At 61.9% G+C, this 18566-nt stretch carries 15 protein-coding genes; 4 read left to right on the top strand and 11 right to left on the bottom strand.

Going from position 1 to position 18566, the window contains the following annotated elements; genetic code table 11:
* Positions 1 to 3 precede the first annotated feature (3 nt).
* The gene (locus tag BTW08_RS08510; RefSeq protein ID WP_075562083.1) at positions 4 to 1401 is read right to left on the bottom strand and encodes a cytochrome ubiquinol oxidase subunit I; all 1398 of its coding nucleotides are present in this window, start codon (positions 1399 to 1401) and stop codon (positions 4 to 6) included.
* Between the two features lie 631 nt (positions 1402 to 2032).
* Here BTW08_RS08510 and BTW08_RS08505 point away from each other — a divergent pair.
* Positions 2033 to 3331 carry a multidrug effflux MFS transporter gene (locus BTW08_RS08505; protein ID WP_210403218.1) on the top strand — a complete coding sequence of 433 codons (1299 nt, stop codon included), beginning with the start codon at positions 2033 to 2035 and terminating at the stop codon, positions 3329 to 3331.
* A 23-nt stretch (positions 3332 to 3354) separates the two neighbouring features.
* Here the strand turns inward: BTW08_RS08505 and BTW08_RS08500 are convergent, their stop codons facing one another.
* A complete protein-coding gene (locus tag BTW08_RS08500) occupies positions 3355 to 4317 on the bottom strand; it encodes a calcium/sodium antiporter (RefSeq protein WP_083627764.1) in 963 nt (320 codons plus the stop codon).
* A gap of 373 nt (positions 4318 to 4690) precedes the next feature.
* Here BTW08_RS08500 and BTW08_RS08495 point away from each other — a divergent pair, with 373 nt between their 5' ends.
* The 3 genes from BTW08_RS08495 to BTW08_RS08485 are packed head-to-tail and all read left to right on the top strand — an operon-like array spanning position 4691 to position 8368.
* Positions 4691 to 6058, top strand: a complete 1368-nt coding sequence (locus BTW08_RS08495) for a paraquat-inducible protein A (protein WP_083627763.1) — start codon at positions 4691 to 4693, stop codon at positions 6056 to 6058.
* Complete coding sequence (gene pqiB, locus BTW08_RS08490; RefSeq protein WP_075562081.1) at positions 6051 to 7703, top strand: intermembrane transport protein PqiB; 1653 nt, start codon at positions 6051 to 6053, stop codon at positions 7701 to 7703. The genes BTW08_RS08495 and pqiB overlap by 8 nt, the downstream gene beginning before the upstream one ends.
* A complete protein-coding gene (locus BTW08_RS08485) occupies positions 7700 to 8368 on the top strand; it encodes an ABC-type transport auxiliary lipoprotein family protein (protein WP_083627762.1) in 669 nt (222 codons plus the stop codon). The genes pqiB and BTW08_RS08485 overlap by 4 nt, the downstream gene beginning before the upstream one ends.
* A gap of 84 nt (positions 8369 to 8452) precedes the next feature.
* On the opposite strand, the gene BTW08_RS08480 is transcribed toward BTW08_RS08485, so the two are convergent.
* From BTW08_RS08480 to BTW08_RS08440, 9 genes are all read right to left on the bottom strand, one after another.
* Positions 8453 to 9151 carry an RNA polymerase sigma factor FliA gene (locus BTW08_RS08480; RefSeq protein WP_075562080.1) on the bottom strand — a complete coding sequence of 233 codons (699 nt, stop codon included), beginning with the start codon at positions 9149 to 9151 and terminating at the stop codon, positions 8453 to 8455.
* Between the two features lie 169 nt (positions 9152 to 9320).
* Positions 9321 to 9716 carry a flagellar protein FlhE gene (locus BTW08_RS08475; RefSeq protein WP_075562079.1) on the bottom strand — a complete coding sequence of 132 codons (396 nt, stop codon included), beginning with the start codon at positions 9714 to 9716 and terminating at the stop codon, positions 9321 to 9323.
* A 41-nt stretch (positions 9717 to 9757) separates the two neighbouring features.
* On the bottom strand, positions 9758 to 11842 hold the full coding sequence (gene flhA, locus BTW08_RS08470) for a flagellar biosynthesis protein FlhA (protein ID WP_075562078.1): 2085 nt from the start codon (positions 11840 to 11842) through the stop codon (positions 9758 to 9760).
* On the bottom strand, positions 11839 to 13002 hold the full coding sequence (flhB, locus tag BTW08_RS08465) for a flagellar biosynthesis protein FlhB (protein ID WP_075562077.1): 1164 nt from the start codon (positions 13000 to 13002) through the stop codon (positions 11839 to 11841). The genes flhA and flhB overlap by 4 nt, the downstream gene beginning before the upstream one ends.
* A 175-nt stretch (positions 13003 to 13177) precedes the next feature.
* Positions 13178 to 13846 (bottom strand): protein phosphatase CheZ, encoded by a 669-nt coding sequence (gene cheZ / locus BTW08_RS08460; protein ID WP_075562076.1) that lies wholly within the window; start codon positions 13844 to 13846, stop codon positions 13178 to 13180.
* Between the two features lie 19 nt (positions 13847 to 13865).
* Positions 13866 to 14255: a chemotaxis response regulator CheY gene (gene cheY / locus BTW08_RS08455; protein ID WP_075562075.1), complete on the bottom strand. Its 390-nt coding sequence runs from the start codon at positions 14253 to 14255 to the stop codon at positions 13866 to 13868.
* Positions 14256 to 14332: 77 nt separating this feature from the next.
* Complete coding sequence (locus BTW08_RS08450) at positions 14333 to 15403, bottom strand: chemotaxis response regulator protein-glutamate methylesterase (protein ID WP_075562074.1); 1071 nt, start codon at positions 15401 to 15403, stop codon at positions 14333 to 14335.
* 10 nt (positions 15404 to 15413) lie between these two features.
* Complete coding sequence (locus tag BTW08_RS08445) at positions 15414 to 16265, bottom strand: CheR family methyltransferase (protein WP_246837675.1); 852 nt, start codon at positions 16263 to 16265, stop codon at positions 15414 to 15416.
* Between the two features lie 59 nt (positions 16266 to 16324).
* Positions 16325 to 18493 carry a PAS domain-containing methyl-accepting chemotaxis protein gene (locus BTW08_RS08440; protein WP_075562072.1) on the bottom strand — a complete coding sequence of 723 codons (2169 nt, stop codon included), beginning with the start codon at positions 18491 to 18493 and terminating at the stop codon, positions 16325 to 16327.
* Between the last annotated feature and the right edge of the window lie 73 nt (positions 18494 to 18566).

Genomic DNA, 18566 nt, shown 5'->3' with positions numbered 1-18566 from the left:
ATGTTAACCCCTGCTCGTCGGGTTTTCTTTGTCGAAACTGACGTGAGTCGTTGAGAGTGGCCGCATCGGGCGCTCGATCTCGTCGATCTGGTCTTCCATGCCGTGATCGACCACCCGGGTCAGGTAGTAGATGCCGGCCACGAAGATCACCGCATAGACCGCCATGTAACCCAGCAGCGTGAACAGCGCCATGCCCCCGGTCAGCGACGGCGTCAATCCTTGAGCCTGGGTCATGTGGCCGTAGATGATCCACGGGGCACGCCCGGTTTCGGTGACGAACCAGCCGGCGATGACCGCAATGAATGGCGCCACGGTCATGAACTGCAGGCCTCGCAGATAGAGTCGCGAGGTGTAGAGTCGGCCGCGCGGACGCAACAGCAGGCCGGCGATCGCAAAGGCGATCATCAGCAGACCCAGCCCGACCATGATCCGGAAGCTAAAGAACGTGATCCATACCGGCGGCTGCTCGTCGACCGGCGTATCCCGCAGGCCGGGAATCGTACCGGCAGGATCATGCGTCAGAATGAGACTGGCGACCTTGGGAATGCCGATCTCGAAATGGTTACCCTGTATCCCTCGATCCGGAATGGCGAACAGCAGCAGCGGCGCGCCGGATTGCGTCTCCCAGTTGCCCTCGATCGCAGCGATCTTGGTCGGTTGATGTTCAAGCGTGTTGAGACCGTGTTCGTCGCCGACGAACGCCTGCAGCGGCGCTGCCACCAGCAGCAGCCACATCGTCATCGAAAGCGCCTTGCGATTGGCTTCGACTTCCCGGCCACGCACCAGATACCAGGCGCTGACGCCACACACCACGAAGCCACCCGTCAGGAACGACGCCAACGCCATATGGGCGAATCGGTAGGGGAAGGACGGATTGAAAATCGCATCGATCCAGGAAGTCACGAAAACGTGGCCATCCCGGAACTCGATGCCGTCCGGCGTATGTAGCCAGCTGTTGGAAGCCAGAATCCAGAACGCCGAGATGAACGTTCCCACCGCGACCATGATCGCGGCGAACAGGTGGAGCCCGGCCGGGACCTTGTGACGACCGAAAAGCAGCACCCCGAGGAAACCGGCCTCGAGAAAGAAGGCCGTGACCACCTCATAGCTGAGCAAGGGTCCGATGAAGTTCGAGGCAGCCTGGGAGAAGTTGCTCCAGTTGGTGCCGAACTGGAAAGCCATGACGATGCCGGAGACCACCCCCATGCCGAATACCACGGCAAAGGCCTTGGTCCAGAAGATCGACAGCCGCTCCCAGAGCGGGTTGCGCGTCGCCACGAACAGCCCCTGCAGCAGCGCCACGTATGAAGCCAGACCGATGGTAAAGACCGGGAAAATGGCGTGAAACGCCACCACGAATGCGAATTGAATTCGCGACAGTATCAGCGGATCCAGCTCCATATCAGACTCCTCGCCAGCCGGGGCGTTGCAACATACATGCGCCGCCCTCGGGATTGCTCATTGATCGTTCGCCACCGTTGTCTCGAATCGCCGTGACCGGCCAGCAACGGCCCCGGCCGGACGCGACTACCAGAGAAGAACCATGGCCCGGGTGATAAGGACAACGGCACTTATCATAAAGAGGACAACGGCACTCATCATAAAGACAGTGACCGTTTGAACCGAACTGTCCTGATGTCGCAGTTCGTCGCACCTCGGCGATTCAGGGTCGTGCCACAGTCGACTCGGTCTCTTCCCTCAAGCTAGGTAAAATCGCGCCGGCTCGCCAACCGAAAGGCTTTGCGCCGTGACGAGCCGTCATCACTGGACCGGCCGCCGCCAACTCGGTGGTCTCGGAGGTGCGACGATATGTCAGCGTCTCGTGCGGAAAATTGACACTGACAAATACCCGTCACGAGAAGGCCTTGGGCGATGCGGTGTTCGGCGGTGACGCTTTCCCGTAATATCTTAATGACTAGCGCGCTACTGGTTTGGTCATGCGCTCATGGCCGGCGTCAGTCCAGAGTCAACGTCAGTGCAGAATCAACGTCAGCGCTAAAAACAACGCGAATAACCCAGGATAAGGAACCTCGTGACCGATCCCGCCGATTCGACGTCCAAACCCGGTTCGACGTCGCCCGCCACACCGGCAACGCCTTCACGCGCCGTGCCCGCTCTGTGGATGCTGGTGATGATTACCTTGGCGGGCACGCTGGCCATGCATATCTTCGTGCCGGCGCTGCCCATCGCCGGCCAAGCGCTGGATGCCGATAACGCTCAGATGCAGTTGACGATCAGCGTCTACATTCTCGGTCTGGCGATCGGCCAGCTGTTCTACGGCCCGCTTTCCGATGCGCTGGGGCGACGGCCAGCGTTGATGCTGGGGATGCTGATCTACAGCGTGGCGGGGGTCGTCGCGTGGCAGGCGCAGAGCGTCGAGGTGCTGATCGCGGCACGCTTCTTCCAGGCGTTCGGAGGCTGCGCGGGGCTGGCGCTGGGACGCGCCATGATCCGTGACACCGCGGCGCCGGATCGCGCCGTACAGCGTCTCGCCGTCCTCAATCTGGTGGTTGCCATCGGCCCCGCGCTGGCGCCGCTGGTCGGAACGCTGCTGACGGCAACGCTGGGCTGGCGCACCGTGTTGCTGGCCCTCTGCATGATGGGCATCGGCAATCTGCTGTTCGTGTGGCGCCTGATGCCGGAAACCGCCAAGGCCAGCGGTCGCGTCGATGCCCCTCGGCTGGCACGGGAATATCGCACGCTGGTGCGTTCGCCAGCCTTTATCGGCTACGCCATCGGCGGCGGCTGCGTGACCACGGCGATGTTCGCCTTCGTTGCCTCCGCCCCGTTCATCTTCGTCGAGCAGCTGGGCAAACCGGTCAGCCACGTCGCGTTTTATCTCTCGGCCCTGATCCTGAGCATCTCATTGGGCAACCTGGTCACCAATCGCACCATCCACCGCATCGGTCTGGTTCGGCTGATGCTGTCGGCAAGCCTTCTGAGTCTGGCCGGAGGGATCTCGATGCTGGTCATCGTGCTGTCCGGCTGGACTTCCGTAGTCACGTTCGAGGCGTCGGTACTGCTGTTTACCTTTGGCGTGGGCATGACCGGGCCAACGGCGCTGACGCTGGCCGTGGGCATCAATCCCAAGGTCGTGGGCTCCGCTGCCGGGCTCTACGGGTTTGCCCAGATGGGAATCGGCGCACTGTGCACCGCACTGGCCGGGCTGGGGGACAACCCGGCCCTGTCGACGGCTATCGTGCTGGCGACGGCCGCCGTCATCGGTCAGATCGCGTTGCGCACCGCACTACGCTTCGACGTTCATCGTTTCGACGTTCAGGGTTCCGACGTTCAGCGGGGCGACAGCCAGGCGGGACGCAATGTCCGATGATGATCGACAACAGGCGACGACGCTCATGGGATGACGCTCATCACCAACCAGGACGTGTAGCCGATAAAACTGGCCAATAGCGCTCCTCCTTCGAGGCGATTGATGCGCCCTTGTCCTTTGAGCCCGATACCGAACACCAGCAACGCCACGGTCAGCGCGGCCATTACCGGCCAATCCCGCACCACCACGGCCGGATCGACATCAATGGGACGAATGACACCCGCCAGACCGACCACCGCCAGCGTATTGAACAGGTTGGAGCCGACCACGTTGCCCAGCACCAGATCGTGCTGGCCCTTGCGTACCGCGCTGATGGAAGAGGCCAGCTCCGGCAGCGAAGTGCCGATGGCGACCACGGTCAGCCCGATCACCAGATCGCTGACGCCGAAGGCTTCGGCGATAGTCACCGCGCCCCAGACCAAAAACCGGGAGCTGACGATCAATAGTGCCAGCCCGATCAGCGTCCAGATCACGCCCTGCTTGAGCGACATGTCCTGCCCTGTGGCATCGGCTTCCATATCGGTCTGCAGGGCATCCTTTCCCGGCCGCTGAGAACGCCAGATGCTGTAGCCCAGAAACCCGAACAGCAACGCCAGCAGCACGATCGCATCGATTCGCGAGATGACGCCGTCGTGCAAGCACCACAGCGAGATCAACGTCATTACACCGAGCACCGGCAGCTCCTGGCGAATGATCTGGGAGTGAACTGCCAGCGGGCTGAGCAATGCCACCAGACCTACGATCAGCGCAATGTTGGTGATGTTCGAGCCGTAGGCGTTACCCAATGCCAGGCCCGGATTACCCTGGACGGCCGCCAGCGCCGAGACCATCAGCTCCGGTGCCGATGTGCCGAAACCGATCACCAGCATGCCGATCAACAGCGGCGACAGCCCCAGATGGCGAGCGGTCGCGGAAGCGCCGTCCACGAAACGATCCGCACTCCAGACGAGCACGCCAAGACCGAGCACAATAGCTGCTAGCGCCATCCACACGTTAGGATCTCCTGTTACGCATTACCAAGGTTTACTTGAGGGCTCGGCTACCCGATATTACGAACCAAGCGTCGGATGCGGGGAATTGTAAGGCCGATTGCACACGCCATCCGGCCCGAAAGTCGTTAAAGGCCACCATTGCACTTCTTTCGGCAAATCTCCCTTCACCGACTATTATAATGATGTTTTTACCTACTATAGTACGCAAGCGGCTGAACTAACGAGCATTTCCGCGACTTTGCAAGTGTGTCACGCATTCGCTCCGAGTAGTTCCAAAACTAAACATGCATGAGTGTATGTTAGAGTGTAACCTGACCGATACAGACTGCGTCACCCCTTACGATTCTGTCCTGCACTAGGTATCGATTTGGCAACAGCCTCGAATGACAACGGCACCAAGAAGGCGACCTTTCTGACGCCTACGCGCACGCGGCGGCGTCTTCGTGCCTGCCATGAATGTGACCTTCTGGTAGCACTGCCACCCTTGCGGCCCGGCCAGCGCGCCAGTTGCCCGCGCTGCGACCACACGCTGAGCCATCGCCACTTTCGGCCGGCGGAACGCAGCCTCGCTTTCGCGATCAGCGCGCTGATCGCACTGCTGGCGGCGATAGGCTTTCCGTTCATCAGTTTCGAGGCACGTGGCGTCAGTAATGCCATTCGCTTGACCGATACCTCGGCCAGTCTGGTCACACAGCACGAACCCTTCGTGGGTATTCTGGTGCTGCTGACCATCATCGTGCTGCCCGCCTTCTATCTGCTGGCGGTCATCTGGCTACATCTCGGTCTGCTGCAACGCCGGCCGCTGCCTCGAAGCTACCGGATCGCACGCGCGCTTTCGCATCTGGGGCCTTGGATGATGGCCGATGTCTTCGTGGTCGGCGCACTCGTCAGTCTGATCAAGATCGCCGGCATGGCCTCGGTCGATCTGGGGCCATCGTTCTGGTCCTTCTGTGTCTACGCCCTGCTGCTGCTGCTGACCACACGTTCGATCGATTCGGACTGGATGTGGTTCTCGCTGGCGGGGGAACCGCTGGCACCGGAGGGCTGCCGCCCGGGGCAGCCGGCCGCCGAACAGGCGCTCACCGGTTGCCCGACCTGCGGGCTCGTGAGTCGGCTCAACCACTTCGGGCGCGGGCGCTGCCAGCGCTGTGGGGAGCCGCTACGCTTTCGCAGTCCGCATAGCCTGCAAAAGACCTGGGCGCTGCTGATCGCGGCAACGCTTTGCTATATTCCGGCCAATCTCTACCCGATCATGACCACGACCTCACTGGGCGACTCGACGCCCTCGACCATCGTCGGTGGCGTATTGATCTTTCTAGGTCACGGCGATTGGCCCATTGCCCTGATCATCTTCACCGCCAGTGTCGTGGTGCCGATCGGCAAGGTATTTGCCTTGGCCTGGCTCTGCATCACGGTACGCCGCCGGGGCGAGTCCCGATTCAAGCACAAGCGCCAGACACTTTACCGGATCACCGAGCTGATCGGTCGCTGGTCGATGATCGACGTCTTCGTGGTCGCCATTCTGATCTCGCTGGTGCACGCCGGGTCGCTGCTGTCGATCACGCCGGGGCCGGCGGCACTGGCTTTTTCTGCGGTCGTGGTCATCACCATGCTGGCCGCCAACAGCTTCGATCCTCGCCTGATCTGGGATGCGCGCAACATGCAGCCGCACATGCCGGCCTCGCTCAAGCGACAATCCCCCTATTCGCCTGTCAAGGAAGTCGACGATGCCTGATTCGATGCAACGCGCCAAACGAGTGTCGCAATCGCGGCTCTCCCCGATCTGGATAGTGCCCCTGCTGGCTGCGCTGATCGGCGCCTGGATGGTCTGGGACAACTTCTCCAGTCGCGGGCCGTTGATTTCCCTGAACATGGACAATGCGGAAGGCATCGAGGCCGGCAAGACGCTGATCAAGACTCGCAACGTCCAGGTCGGCCACGTCGAAGCCGTGCGCCTGTCGGACGATCTGTCACATACCGTGGTCACGGCGCGCATGTCCAACGACGCGTCACGTATGCTCAACGCCGATACGCGTTTCTGGGTGGTCAAGCCCCGCATCGGACGCGAAGGTATCAGCGGCCTGAACACCGTGCTGTCCGGCGCGTATATTCAACTCGCTCCCGGCAAGAGCGACGAGGCTCAGGACAGCTTCGATGTCCTGGAGCAGCCACCTGTCGCCCCGCCCGACGCTCCGGGACTGCGTATCAACCTGGTCAGTCAGGTGGGCAATTCGCTCAGCGCAGGGGACCCGATCACCTATCAGGGTTATACCGTCGGCCGTGTCGAGAGCACCGATTTCGATCCCGAGAAGCGTGAAATGCGCCACCGCATCTTCATCCAGTCGCCCTACGACAGCCTGGTCACCGATACCACCCGCTTCTGGAGCTCTTCGGGCATCGACGTACAGCTCGATTCCGAAGGCGTCAACGTCAACCTCGATTCGTTCGAGACGCTAATCAGCGGCGGCGTGACCTTCGGCGTCCCGGAAGACGTCAATCGCGGCGACGCCGCCAAGCAGGATGCGACCTATACCCTCTACAACAACGAAGAGAGCGCCCGCGAAGGCACTTACGATCAGTACATCGAGTACGTGATGCTGGTCGATGACACGGTCCGCGGTCTCAGCCGAGGTGCGCCGGTGGAATATCGCGGCGTCCGTGTCGGCACCGTGGTCAGCGTGCCGTGGCATTTCACCGCGCCGCAGCCCGACTCGTTGACCCAGTTCGCGATACCGATACTGATCCGGATCGAGCCGCAGCGCCTGGACAGCAATCAGGATGTCAATAAGGACGTCGACGATCAGGAAGTGCGCGATCGCTTCGAGACCATGTTCTCGGAATACGGACTCCGCGCTACGCTCAAGGCGGGCAACCTGCTGACGGGCGCGCTGTTCGTCGATCTCAACTTCGACGACGACGCCTCGGCCTATAAAGCGCTGAAGTTCGACGGCAAACCGGTCTTCCCGACCGTCTCCGGCGGATTCGCGCAGATCGAACAGAAGGTTTCGAGTCTGCTCGACAAGCTCAACAACTTGCAGGTCGAGCCGATTCTCACTCGTCTGGATCAGACCATGCAGACCTCACAGCAGACGCTCGAGCAGGTGCGCCAGATTGCGGAGTCGGTCAACGGCATCGTTTCCGATCCGGCCACCCAGCAGCTGCCGAGCAATATCAACGACACGCTGAAGGAACTGCAGGGTACGCTCGACGGCTTCTCTTCCGGTTCTTCCGGTTATCGTCAGTTGAACGACACGCTCAAACAGCTGGAGGTCCTGATGCGAGATCTCCAGCCGGTCGCCAAGACCTTGAGCGAGAAACCCAACGCGCTGATTTTCGACCGCGAAGTCAAAACCGATCCCGTGCCGAGGGCTCCCCAATGATGACGACCACTCTGCCTCGCTGGCGCCGTTTCGGCGCCACCACCCTGCTGGCGCTGTCCGCCGTAGCCCTATCCACCGTCGTGCTGACGGGCTGCGCCGTGCAATCCACGCCGACCAATCGTTTTACCCTGCCGGAGGCCGATGGCGCGCAGTCATCGTCGACGACAGAGGCGAGAACGACAGCAGACATTCGACAGTTGGCGGTAAGCCCGGTCGAGGTGGCAAGCTACCTCGATCAGGAGGGCATCGTGATGCAGATCAGCGATATCGAGCTCGCCGCGGCCAACCAGAACCTGTGGGCAGAAGAACTGAGCCACCAGTTGACGCGGCGCCTGCGCCAGTCGTTGACGGCCAATCTACCCGGCATGACCGTGCTGAGCGCGGCGCAGAGTGGTTCCGATGCACAGCGCCTGACGCTGAGCGTCGACCAGTTCCAGGGGCGCTACGATGGCCAGGCCGTGGCCTCGGGAGAGTGGCAGCTGCATAACGGCAATCGGCTGGTGGCACAGCACCACTTCGACGTCACGCAACCCTTGAGCGACGACGGTTATCCGGCGTTGGTGCGCACGTTAGGCGCCGTCTGGGATCAGGTGGGCCAGCAGGTAGCCGATGAGATCCGCACGGCCTCGACGACGGCGTCGACGACGGCGTCGATCACCGAGTGATCCCGGTACGCAAAAACGCCGCTCGATCCGGCCAGGTCCGCGTCAGGCGGCCGGTTCGAGCGGCGTTTTCGTATCAGGTGATGATCAGGGATTCAGACGGCTTCGCAGACGGGCCACTGCCTGACTGTGCAGCTGGCAGACGCGGGATTCACTGACGCCGAGCACCGCACCGATTTCCTTGAGGTTGAGCTCTTCCTGATAGTAGAGCCCCAACAGCAGCTTTTCCCGCTCCGGCAAGGCATCGATTGCCGCCATCACGCTGGCGCGATTATCCGAATCGAGAAGTGCCGCAAGCGGCGACGGCGAGCTTGATTCGGCGACCGTGGCAATGCCGTTCTCGTTGTCGCTCTCGTCGTAAGCCAGCAGAAAGCCGTTGTTGGCATCCGCCAGCAGCCGATGATAATCGTCACTCGAAACGCCCATTTCCCGGGCGATTTCCCGCTCGTCCGGCGCCCGGCCCAGCTGCTGCTCCAACCGGCGCACGGCCTGATCCAGCGCCCGTGCACTGCGCCGCACGCTACGTGGCATCCAGTCCCGGCTGCGCAGCTCGTCGATCATCGCTCCGCGGATCCGCTGATTGGCGTAAGTCGAGAAGCTGGCCCCATGCGAGTCGTCGTAGCGCCCCAGGGCGTCCAGCAGGCCCAGCATACCGGCCTGGATGAGATCATCGAGTTCGACGCTGGCCGGTAGGCGTACCTGAAGGGAGAGCGCATGGCGCCTTACCATCGGCATGTACTGCTCAATCAGTGCCGTCTGATCGATTTTGCCCTGTGCGGTATACATCGAATGGCCTCGTGCAAAACACCTACGGTCATGGAATGCCTGACCCAGGCTTTCATTATGCCGTGTGATCGTCACCCCGAGCGCGCAAACTGCCCGCCTTCAGGTGGCTATTTCGACTGTTTGGCCGTGGCGTTACCGCCATTTCCACTGCCGTCAGCTCGTCGTATTGTCACTGCCGATAGTCGACGATCAGCTGCGCGTCGGATATCACCAGTCTGGTGCCATGGTGCGAATCGGGGGACCATTGAAATCGCAACCGGAATGGGGCCGCCGCGGAGCGACCCGAAAAGTGCTGGGTTTCGCCGCGATTCCGGGTCAGCCGCTGACACCGATCGGCCTGACACAGCCATAGCTTGAGCCCCGGTGCCGACACGCTGGTCCGAAACGTCCAGCGAACCCCCGCAATTTCGGCACCGTTCATCGCCGTCAGCGGCTGGATTGGCTCGCTCTCCATCGGCCGATCGGAGACAAACACCGTCTGACGCGGGATCTTCACGACCCACGAGCCGTCGGCCGCCCAGACTGGCACGTCCCACCCCACCATGAGGATCGCCATCAGCGCCATGGCACTCAAAGGCCAAACCCTGAAAGACGGTTTACCCCGGATCACGGCGCCGTGCCGATGGTCGTGGTGACCCGCAGGTTGCGATCGTCGGGAATCTCGGCCTGGGAAAGCACCACCAACGACTTGATTTGGCGGCGCAGAAAACGGGCCAGCAGCGCCCGCAACCCGTGCTGCACGACCAGCACGGTGGGTTCGTCGCGACTCTGTTGACGTTCGACCGCCGCCGCGGTCTGCTGCATCAGCGTGTCAGCCAAGCCAGGCTCCAGCGCACCGCCGTTATTGAGCGCCTGGGTGAGCACCTGCTCCAGCCTGGGTTCGAGGCTCATCACGTGCATCGGCTCGCGACCCGGGAACCACTGTTGGGTGATCGCTCGACCCAACGCCACCCGCACCAGCGCGGTGAGATCGTTGGCATCCGATTGCTGCGGCGCATATTCCGCCAGCACATCGAGAATCGTGTGCATATCGCGAATCGGCACGTCTTCGGCCAGCAGATTCTGCAGAATGCGCTGCAGCGAGGTCAGTGCCAGCAGCTTGGGCACCACGTCATCCACCAGCGACTTCTGCTGTTCACCGACCTTGTCCAGCAACTGCTGGACCTCGGCCCGCCCCAGCATGTCGCCGGCATTCTCGTGCAGCAGATGATTGAGATGAGTGGCGACCACGGTGCTGGCGTCGACCACGGTGTAGCCATAGATCTGTGCCCGCTCGCGCTGCGCCGTGTCGATCCAGTAGGCGGTCAGGCCAAACGCCGGGTCCTGGGTTCTGGTACCGTCGATCGCGCCGGAAACCTGGCCCGGATCGATCGCCAGCCACTTGCCCGGAAACGCCTCGGCGCGACCGACTTCGACGCCTTTGAGGGTAATCACGTAAGCGTTGGGACTCAGTTCGAGATTGTCGCGGATGTGTACCACCGAGGGCAGAAAGCCGACATCCTGAGCGAATTTCTTGCGCACGCTCTTGATGCGGCCCAGCAGCTCGCCTTTCTGACGCTGATCCACCAGCGGAATCAGCCGATGCCCAACCTCCAGCCCCAGCGTATCGACCAGTTGCACATCGTCCCAACTGGCCTCCGGAGTCTCCTGGACGGTCGGTGGCGCCTTCTCGTCCACCGCGCGAACCGCCAGTTCCTCTTCGCGCCGCGAAATCCACCAGCCAAGCCCCGCGAGAAGGGCGGCAAACAACAGAAACACCACGTTCGGCATGCCCGGGATCATCCCCAGCAGCCCCATCACGCCGGCGGCGAGATACATCACTCGCGGGTTGTTGAAGAGCTGACTCAACAGCTGCTGACCCACGTCCTGGTCGGTGTTGACCCGGGATACCGTGACACCGGCTGCCGTCGAGATCACCAGTGCGGGAATCTGGGCGACGAGACCATCGCCGACCGTCAGCAAGGTATAGGTCTTGACCGCTTCCCCGAATGGCAACCCGTGCTGCGCTACCCCGATCATCAACCCGCCGATGAGGTTGATCACCATGATCAGCAAGCCGGCCATGGCATCGCCGCGGACGAACTTGCTGGCGCCATCCATGGAGCCAAAGAACTCCGATTCCTGATTGATCTCGGTGCGGCGCCGCCGGGCGTCTTCCTCACCGATCAGCCCGGCATTGAGATCGGCGTCGATCGCCATCTGTTTGCCGGGCATGGAATCCAGGGTGAAACGCGCACCGACTTCGGCGATACGTCCGGCACCCTTGGTGATGACCATGAAGTTGATCACGACGAGGATCAGGAACACCACCAGACCCACGGCGAAGTTACCGCCGATCAGGAACTCGCCGAACGCCTCGATCACCTTACCCGCGGCATCACCGCCCTCATGCCCGTCCATCAGCACGACACGGGTCGATGCCACGTTCAACGACAGGCGTAGTAGCGTCGAGAACAGCAGGACCGCCGGAAAGGCCGCGAAATCCAGCGGCTTCTGGGTGAACATGCTGACCAGAAGCACCATGATCGACAGCGCGATATTGAAAGTGAAGAACAGATCGAGCGCGAATGGCGGCAGCGGCAGGATCATCATCGACAGAATCATGATGATCAGGACTGGGCCAGCGAGCACCTTGTACTGCGTTTCGCCCGGCCATTTGCGCTGACCGAACCACTGGGTGAGCGCGTTCATTCACTCTCCTTGGATGAATCGGGTACGGCATCATCGAACGCCGGTGGCACGGTCAGATCCCGTGGCGCCGGCGGCATGTCGCCGCCTTCGGTTTCTACTTGCTTGAGCCGGAACGCCCAGGCCAATACCTCGGCCACCGCGGTATAGAGATCGCCCGGAATTTCCTGCTCCAGATCGACGTGATGGTAGAGCGCGCGAGCCAGTGGCGGTGCTTCCAGCCGTGGCACCCGGTTATCGTCGCCGAGCTCGCGGATTCTGGCCGCCACTTGCTCGGCCCCCTTGGCAATGACCCTCGGCGCCGCCATCGAGTCCTGCTGGTAGCTCAATGCCACCGCGTAGTGGGTCGGGTTGGTCACGATCACGTCGGCGGTCGGCACCTTGCTCATCATGCGTCGTCTCGCCATCGCCTGCTGCTGGGAGCGGATGCGCCCTTTCACGTGCGGGTCGCCTTCCGACTCTTTGTGCTCCTGGCGGATGTCTTCGCGGCTCATGCGAAGCTTCTTGTTGTGGCTCCAGAGCTGGTACGGCACATCGATCAGAATGACGAAGATCATCGAGGTGACGATCAGCGCACAGCCGATGGCCGCCAGACGCATCGCCGTGGCCAGAGCCTGCTGAATCGGCATCTCCATCAGGCCGAGCAGCGTGCCGCGCTGAGCCCAGAGATAGGCCACGGCAACGCCCCCCACCAGCACCGATTTGGCAATGGCCTTGCCCAGTTCCGCCAGCGCCTGACTCGAGAACATCCGCTTCAGCCCCTTGAGCGGATTGAGCTTGCTCAACTGAGGCTGAAGCGATTTTGCCGACAGCAGCCAGCCGCCCAGCATCGTCGGTCCCAGAATCGCGGCGACCGTGAACAGCAGGAACAACGGCAATAACGCGATCAGGGTATTCTGGCCCAGCAGCCAGACATGGCTGAGCATGCGGGAGGTGTCGAACGCCAGCCCGTGATCGAACATGAACGCCTGCTCCATGACGATGGAGAGCTCGCCGTAGAGATGGTTGCCCAGGAACCACAGACCCATGACGCCGCTGACCAGCAACAGAAAGGTGGCGAGCTCGCGCGAACGCGCCACCTGTCCTTCCTCACGCGCTTTTTCGATTCGCCTGGGTGTGGCCGGTTCGGTCTTTTCCTGATCACTGTCGTTCTGCTCGGCCAAGGGCGCACTCCACCACAGTCATCGCCACCGTCGCCGCCACTATCGGCGACATGAATCCGTGGGCGCTATTCTGCTGGGAGTGACGACATGGCAAAGGGAGAAATAGCAGGAGTAAGACCCTGCTATTTCGGAAGGTAGGATGTACAACGGGGTCTGTCAGTTGCGACTGGCGCGCTCAGAATCCCAGGCTATCGAGCAGATCGTCGACCTGGTCCTGGCTACTGACGACATCGGCAGCCTGGGGATTGACCTGCGGTCCATTGAGCAGCGAGTTGGGTTTCGCAGCCGTCGGATTCGCCGAGTCCCGACGTTCGGCACCCTCTGGGGCGTTGTCGATCAGCACCTGCACCAGTTGCTGCTCGATCTCGTGGATCACTTCCATCATCTTCTTGATGACCTGCCCGGTGAGATCCTGAAAATCCTGGGCCATCATGATCTCGAGCAGCTGCGCGTTGGTGGCACTGGTCTTCTTGGGCACATCCTGAAGATAGGCACGAGTGTCCTTCACCAGCGCCTTGGCCTCGTTCAGCGCTTTGGGTTCGGCGAACCACGAATCCCACCGCTCGTCGAGAGCGATCGCCTCGCGCTCGAGCCCGTTCTGCAGCGGCTGGGCGTTGTCGATGGCGTTCAACGAGCGTTCCGCCGCCTGCTCGGTCATCGACGCAACGTAGCTGAGCCGGTCGCGGGCATCGGGAATCGCCTGGGCAGCCTTCTCCACCTCCTTGTCGAGGCCCAGCTCACGCATGTTCTCGCGCAGCATGCGCGTCAAATGGCCGATACGGCGAATCAGGTCGTCGGGAGCCGCACTTTCCGCCACGCTGGTCTGAGGGTTGGCACCACTCATGATCTACCCTCCGTAGGCGTCACTTGCCCAGTTTTTCGAAAATTTTGTTGAGCTTTTCTTCGAGCGTGGCGGCGGTGAAAGGCTTGACCACATAGCCGTTGGCGCCTGCCTGGGCGGCTGCGATGATGTTCTCTTTCTTGGCTTCGGCCGTCACCATCAGCACGGGCAGCGAAGAGAGCTGGGGGTCCTGCCGGATCTCCTTGAGCATCTCCAGACCGTCGAGATTGGGCATGTTCCAGTCGGAGACCACGAACTCGAACGCGCCGGTTCGTAGCTTGATCAACGCTTCCTGACCGTCCTCGGCCTCTTCTACGTTCTCGAATCCGAGCTCCTTGAGCAGGCTGCGGACGATCCGACGCATGGTCGGGAAATCGTCCACCACCAGAATGCTCATGTTCTTGTCAGCCATCGTCTTTCCTCTTCGATTCGTTAGGCGGGCATGCCGTGAATTATCGGCAGCATGACCGTTCGCTTTACAGGTGCTGTCTATACGCGCTGCGCGCGTCCCGCCAGGTGCATCTGCTGAACCAGATGGCCGGCAATATCGGTCAGCGCAATGACCTCCGCCGCTCCGCCGAGCGCGATCGCCTCCTTGGGCATGCCGAAGACCACACAGCTTGCTTCGTCCTGCGCCACGGTATGCGCGCCGGCCTCGCGCATTTTCAGCAGGCCGACCGCACCGTCACGGCCCATGCCGGTGAGGATGACACCCAGAGCGTTGCGCCCCGCACAGGTTGCCGCGGACTCGAACAGCACATCGACCGAGGGCCGGTGACGGTTCACCGGTGGGCTCTCGTCGAGCGCGATCACGTAGTTGGCGCCCGAACGCGCCAGCCGCATGTGCCAGTCGCCCGGCGCGATGTAAACGTGTCCGGGCAACACGCGCTCTCCCGCTTCCGCCTCCTTGACCGTGACACGGCAGAGTCGGTCGAGACGCTCGGCGAAGGAGCGGGTGAAGCCGCCCGGCATGTGCTGGGTGATCAACACCGCAGGACTGTTGGCCGGCAATGGCTCGATGACCTGACGGATCGCTTCGGTACCCCCGGTGGAGGCACCAATAATGATGATCTTCTCGCTGGAGAGAATTGGCGCCTTGAGTACCCGCGGTGGCGCCGCTGGTGTCGCTGCTCGATGTTGCTGAAGCGGTTGCGGTCGAGACTGCGCGGCGGCGCGGATCTTGTCGGCGATCAAGTCGGCATACTCCAGCATGCCTTCACGAATGCCGACTTCCGGCTTGGCCACGAAGTCCACCGCGCCCAGCTCCAGCGCCCTCAGCGTAATCTCGGAGCCGCGCCGGGTCAGCGACGAAATCATCAGCACCGGCATGGGGCGCAGTCGCATCAACCGCTCGAGAAAATCCAGACCGTCCATGCGCGGCATCTCGACGTCCAGCGTCAACACGTCGGGGTTGTGCTGCTTGATCAGGTCACGGGCGACCAGCGGATCCGGCGCCGTGGCCACCACGGTCATGTCGGGCTGGGCGTCGATGATCTTGGTCATCAGGTCACGAATGAGCGCCGAGTCATCGACACAGAGCACTTTGATCGTCGGTTTCACCGCTCACTCCCTAGCGTGAGGCGTCCGGCATCGCCCGCGACGGGGGTGATGCCAATGTGTAAACGGTCTGACCTCTCAAACGAAAAGCCTGACTCAGAAAGGAGAAGTTCTCGGAGTGACCGGCGAACAGCAGACCATCCGGCTTCATCTGGGCGGAAAATCGCCGCAGGATGTTCGTCTGCGTCTCTCTGTCGAAGTAGATCATGACGTTGCGACAGAAGATGATGTCGAAAGGACCGTTGATCGACCATGATCCGGTGACCAGATTGAACGGACGAAAATCGATCATCGCCGCCAGTTCAGGTCGCACTCGAGCCTTGCCGGCACGACTGCCACTGCCACGCTGAAAGAATTGCCGACAGCGAACCTCACCGAGCTTTTCCACTGTTTCCAACGCATAGACGCCGGCGCGCGCGGTATTCAATGCCTCGGTATCGATATCGGTCGCCAGGATCTTCACCTGCGAGGCCGCCGGGCCCAGCGTTTCTCTCACCGTCATTGCCAGGGAGTAAGGCTCTTCCCCGGTCGAGGCCCCGGCGCACCAGATCTTGATACCGGTACCGCGTCGGCGTACTTCCTCGGCCAGCACCGGGAAGTGATGGGATTCGCGAAAGAACGCCGTGAGATTGGTGGTGAGAGCGTTGGTGAAAGCCTCCCACTCCTCGGACTCGGCTCGTCCCTCCAGCCGGTCCAGATAGTCACCAAAACGCGTCATGCCATGCAGTCGCAGGCGCTTGGCCAGCCGGCTGTACACCATCTCCCGCTTGTTCTCCGCCATGACGATACCGGCACGGCGGTAAATCAAATCCCGGACCCGCTCGAAGTCCCGCGAGGTAAAATCGAGATCCCGGGTAAAGCGCACGGCATTCCCATCGACGCTCCCAGTGGGATCTGGGGCTGAGAACCTGGCTGGCTCGGATTTCAAAATGATTCCCACTCCTGGTTGTCATCCGTCACCGCACGACGAGGGCTCTCGATAAACTCGACCGGCTTGTTCGTCGGACGATGCCGAGGGGTGACAACGGGCTCGCGCGGTGCCCGATGCTCGCCGACGACCACCCGTTCTTCTCCGCTGCCCGCCAACCGGAAGACGGCGATGGACGTTGCAAGATGGTCGACACTGGCGCGCAGTTCGGCCGCGGAGGAAGCCGTCGTCTGCACGCGTTCGGCGTTCTGCTGGGTCACTTCATCCATCTGCGCGACGGCCTGGCTGATCTGCTGGATACCGCTGGTCTGCTCTTCGGAGGCGGCGGAAATTTCGCTGATGATATCGTTGACGCGAGTCACCGCGTTGACGACTTCCTCGATCGACCCTTCGGCCTGACGGACCAGATCGGCGCCGTGACCGACTTCCTGAGTCGAGCTGTCGATCAGATTGCGAATCTCCTTGGCTGCGTCGGCGCTGCGACTGGCAAGATTGCGCACTTCTCCGGCCACCACGGCAAATCCGCGGCCCTGTTCGCCGGCTCTCGCGGCCTCGACGGAAGCGTTCAGCGCCAGGATATTGGTCTGGAACGCGATCGAATCGATCACGCCGACAATATCCGCCACCTTGCGCGAGCTGTCGGTGATGCGACCCATCGTACCTACGACCTGTCCCATCACCTCGCCGCTGCGACGCACCGTATCGGTAGCGCCATCGGCCAGTTGACTGGCCTGACGGGCGTTGTCGGCGTTCTGCTTCACGGTCGCCGTCATCTGCTCCATGCTGCTGGCGGTCTCGGCCAGCGAGGCAGCCTGCTGCTCGGTCCGCGAGGAGAGATCCTCGTTGCCGCTGGCGATATCCCGGGTCGCCGGGGCCACCACCGCGACGTTCGAATTGACGTCGCCGACGATCGTGCCGAGGCTCTGGCGCATGCTGTTGAGCGCCCCGATCAGCCGCCCCACTTCGTCATTGCCGCGCTGTTTCAGCGTCGCGCCGAGATTGCCCGAGGCGATCTGCAGCGCGAAGTCCAAGGCTTCACGAACCGGCTTGAGCGTTGCGCGTATGGTCGTCAGCCCCACGATGATCAACAGGATGGCGCCGGCTCCGAGCAGCGAGATCAGGAAGATCATCGTGATACGCTGGGATTCGGCAGCACTCGCCGCCATGGTAGCCCCACTCTCACGCTTCGCTTCGACCAGCGCATTCAGGTCGGTGCTGATCTTGTCGCTGTTGGCCGCCAGCACGTCGTTGTAGGCGACGTAGGACTGGTAGAAGTCGCCCCCGTTCAACGCCTCCATCACCCCTTTCAGGCCTTCGTCACGGTACTGCTGAAGATCGGCGGCGAAGGTCTCCGCGGCCGGCGTCTGGTTGACGGGACGATCCTGGTAGAAGGCATCCCAGGTCCCGTTCAGTTCGGCGATGAGCGCATCGACCTGCTCGTTGACCGGTGCCAGGTCGGCAGCCATCGGGTTGCTGACCGGCTTGTCGACCAGATCTCGCCCCTTCGACATCAGTTGATCGATTTTCTGGAGTCGCGCCAGGTCTTCCAATCCATTGGTGGTCAGCTGCTGCAGACGCTGACCATCCGCATGCATCGCATACATCGCTACGCCGCCGCTACCGGCCAGCACGATCAACGCCAGCACCATCATCGAAATCAGCCGCCCTTTCAGCGAGCGCAGGCTGAGACGTCGAATCGCCGGGACAAGCCCTCGCGGCTTCAACTCGCCATGGTCGAGCTTGACGCCACGCCTGCGACCGGCCAGCAGCTGCGGATAGTGCTTTTCCGCCAGTTGGCGTGGCTTATCGGCGACCTTGACTCGCACCGAGGTGTAACCGGCGATCTTGCCGTCTTCGATGATGGGGGTAACAGTCGACTGGACCCAGTAATGCGATCCATCCTTGCGCCGGTTCTTGATCACCCCGGTCCAGTTCTCGCCTTTCTCCAACGTCTTCCAGAGATCCGCGAAAGCCGCCGGCGGCATATCCGGATGTCGGACCAGGTTATGCGGGGCGCCGATCAGCTCTTCCCGGCTAAAACCGCTGACCCTGACGAAAGCCGGGTTGGCATAGGTGATCCTGCCTGTCAGATCGGTTCGCGAAATAAGATAATCCGAGTCGCTTATCGCGAACTCCTGGTCGAGCACGGGTTGATTGTTTCGCATCGCAGCATCCCTGGTGTTGTCATGCACACTCGCGATCTGCGTGAGGCAGATCAGAGATCATTGTCGTGACTGG

This window comes from Salinicola sp. MH3R3-1 (genome assembly GCF_001937155.1).
GTDB classification, from domain to species: domain Bacteria; phylum Pseudomonadota; class Gammaproteobacteria; order Pseudomonadales; family Halomonadaceae; genus Salinicola; species Salinicola halophyticus.
The sequence above is the reverse complement of the archived record's forward strand: the minus strand, read 5'-3'. Positions and strand labels throughout refer to the sequence as shown.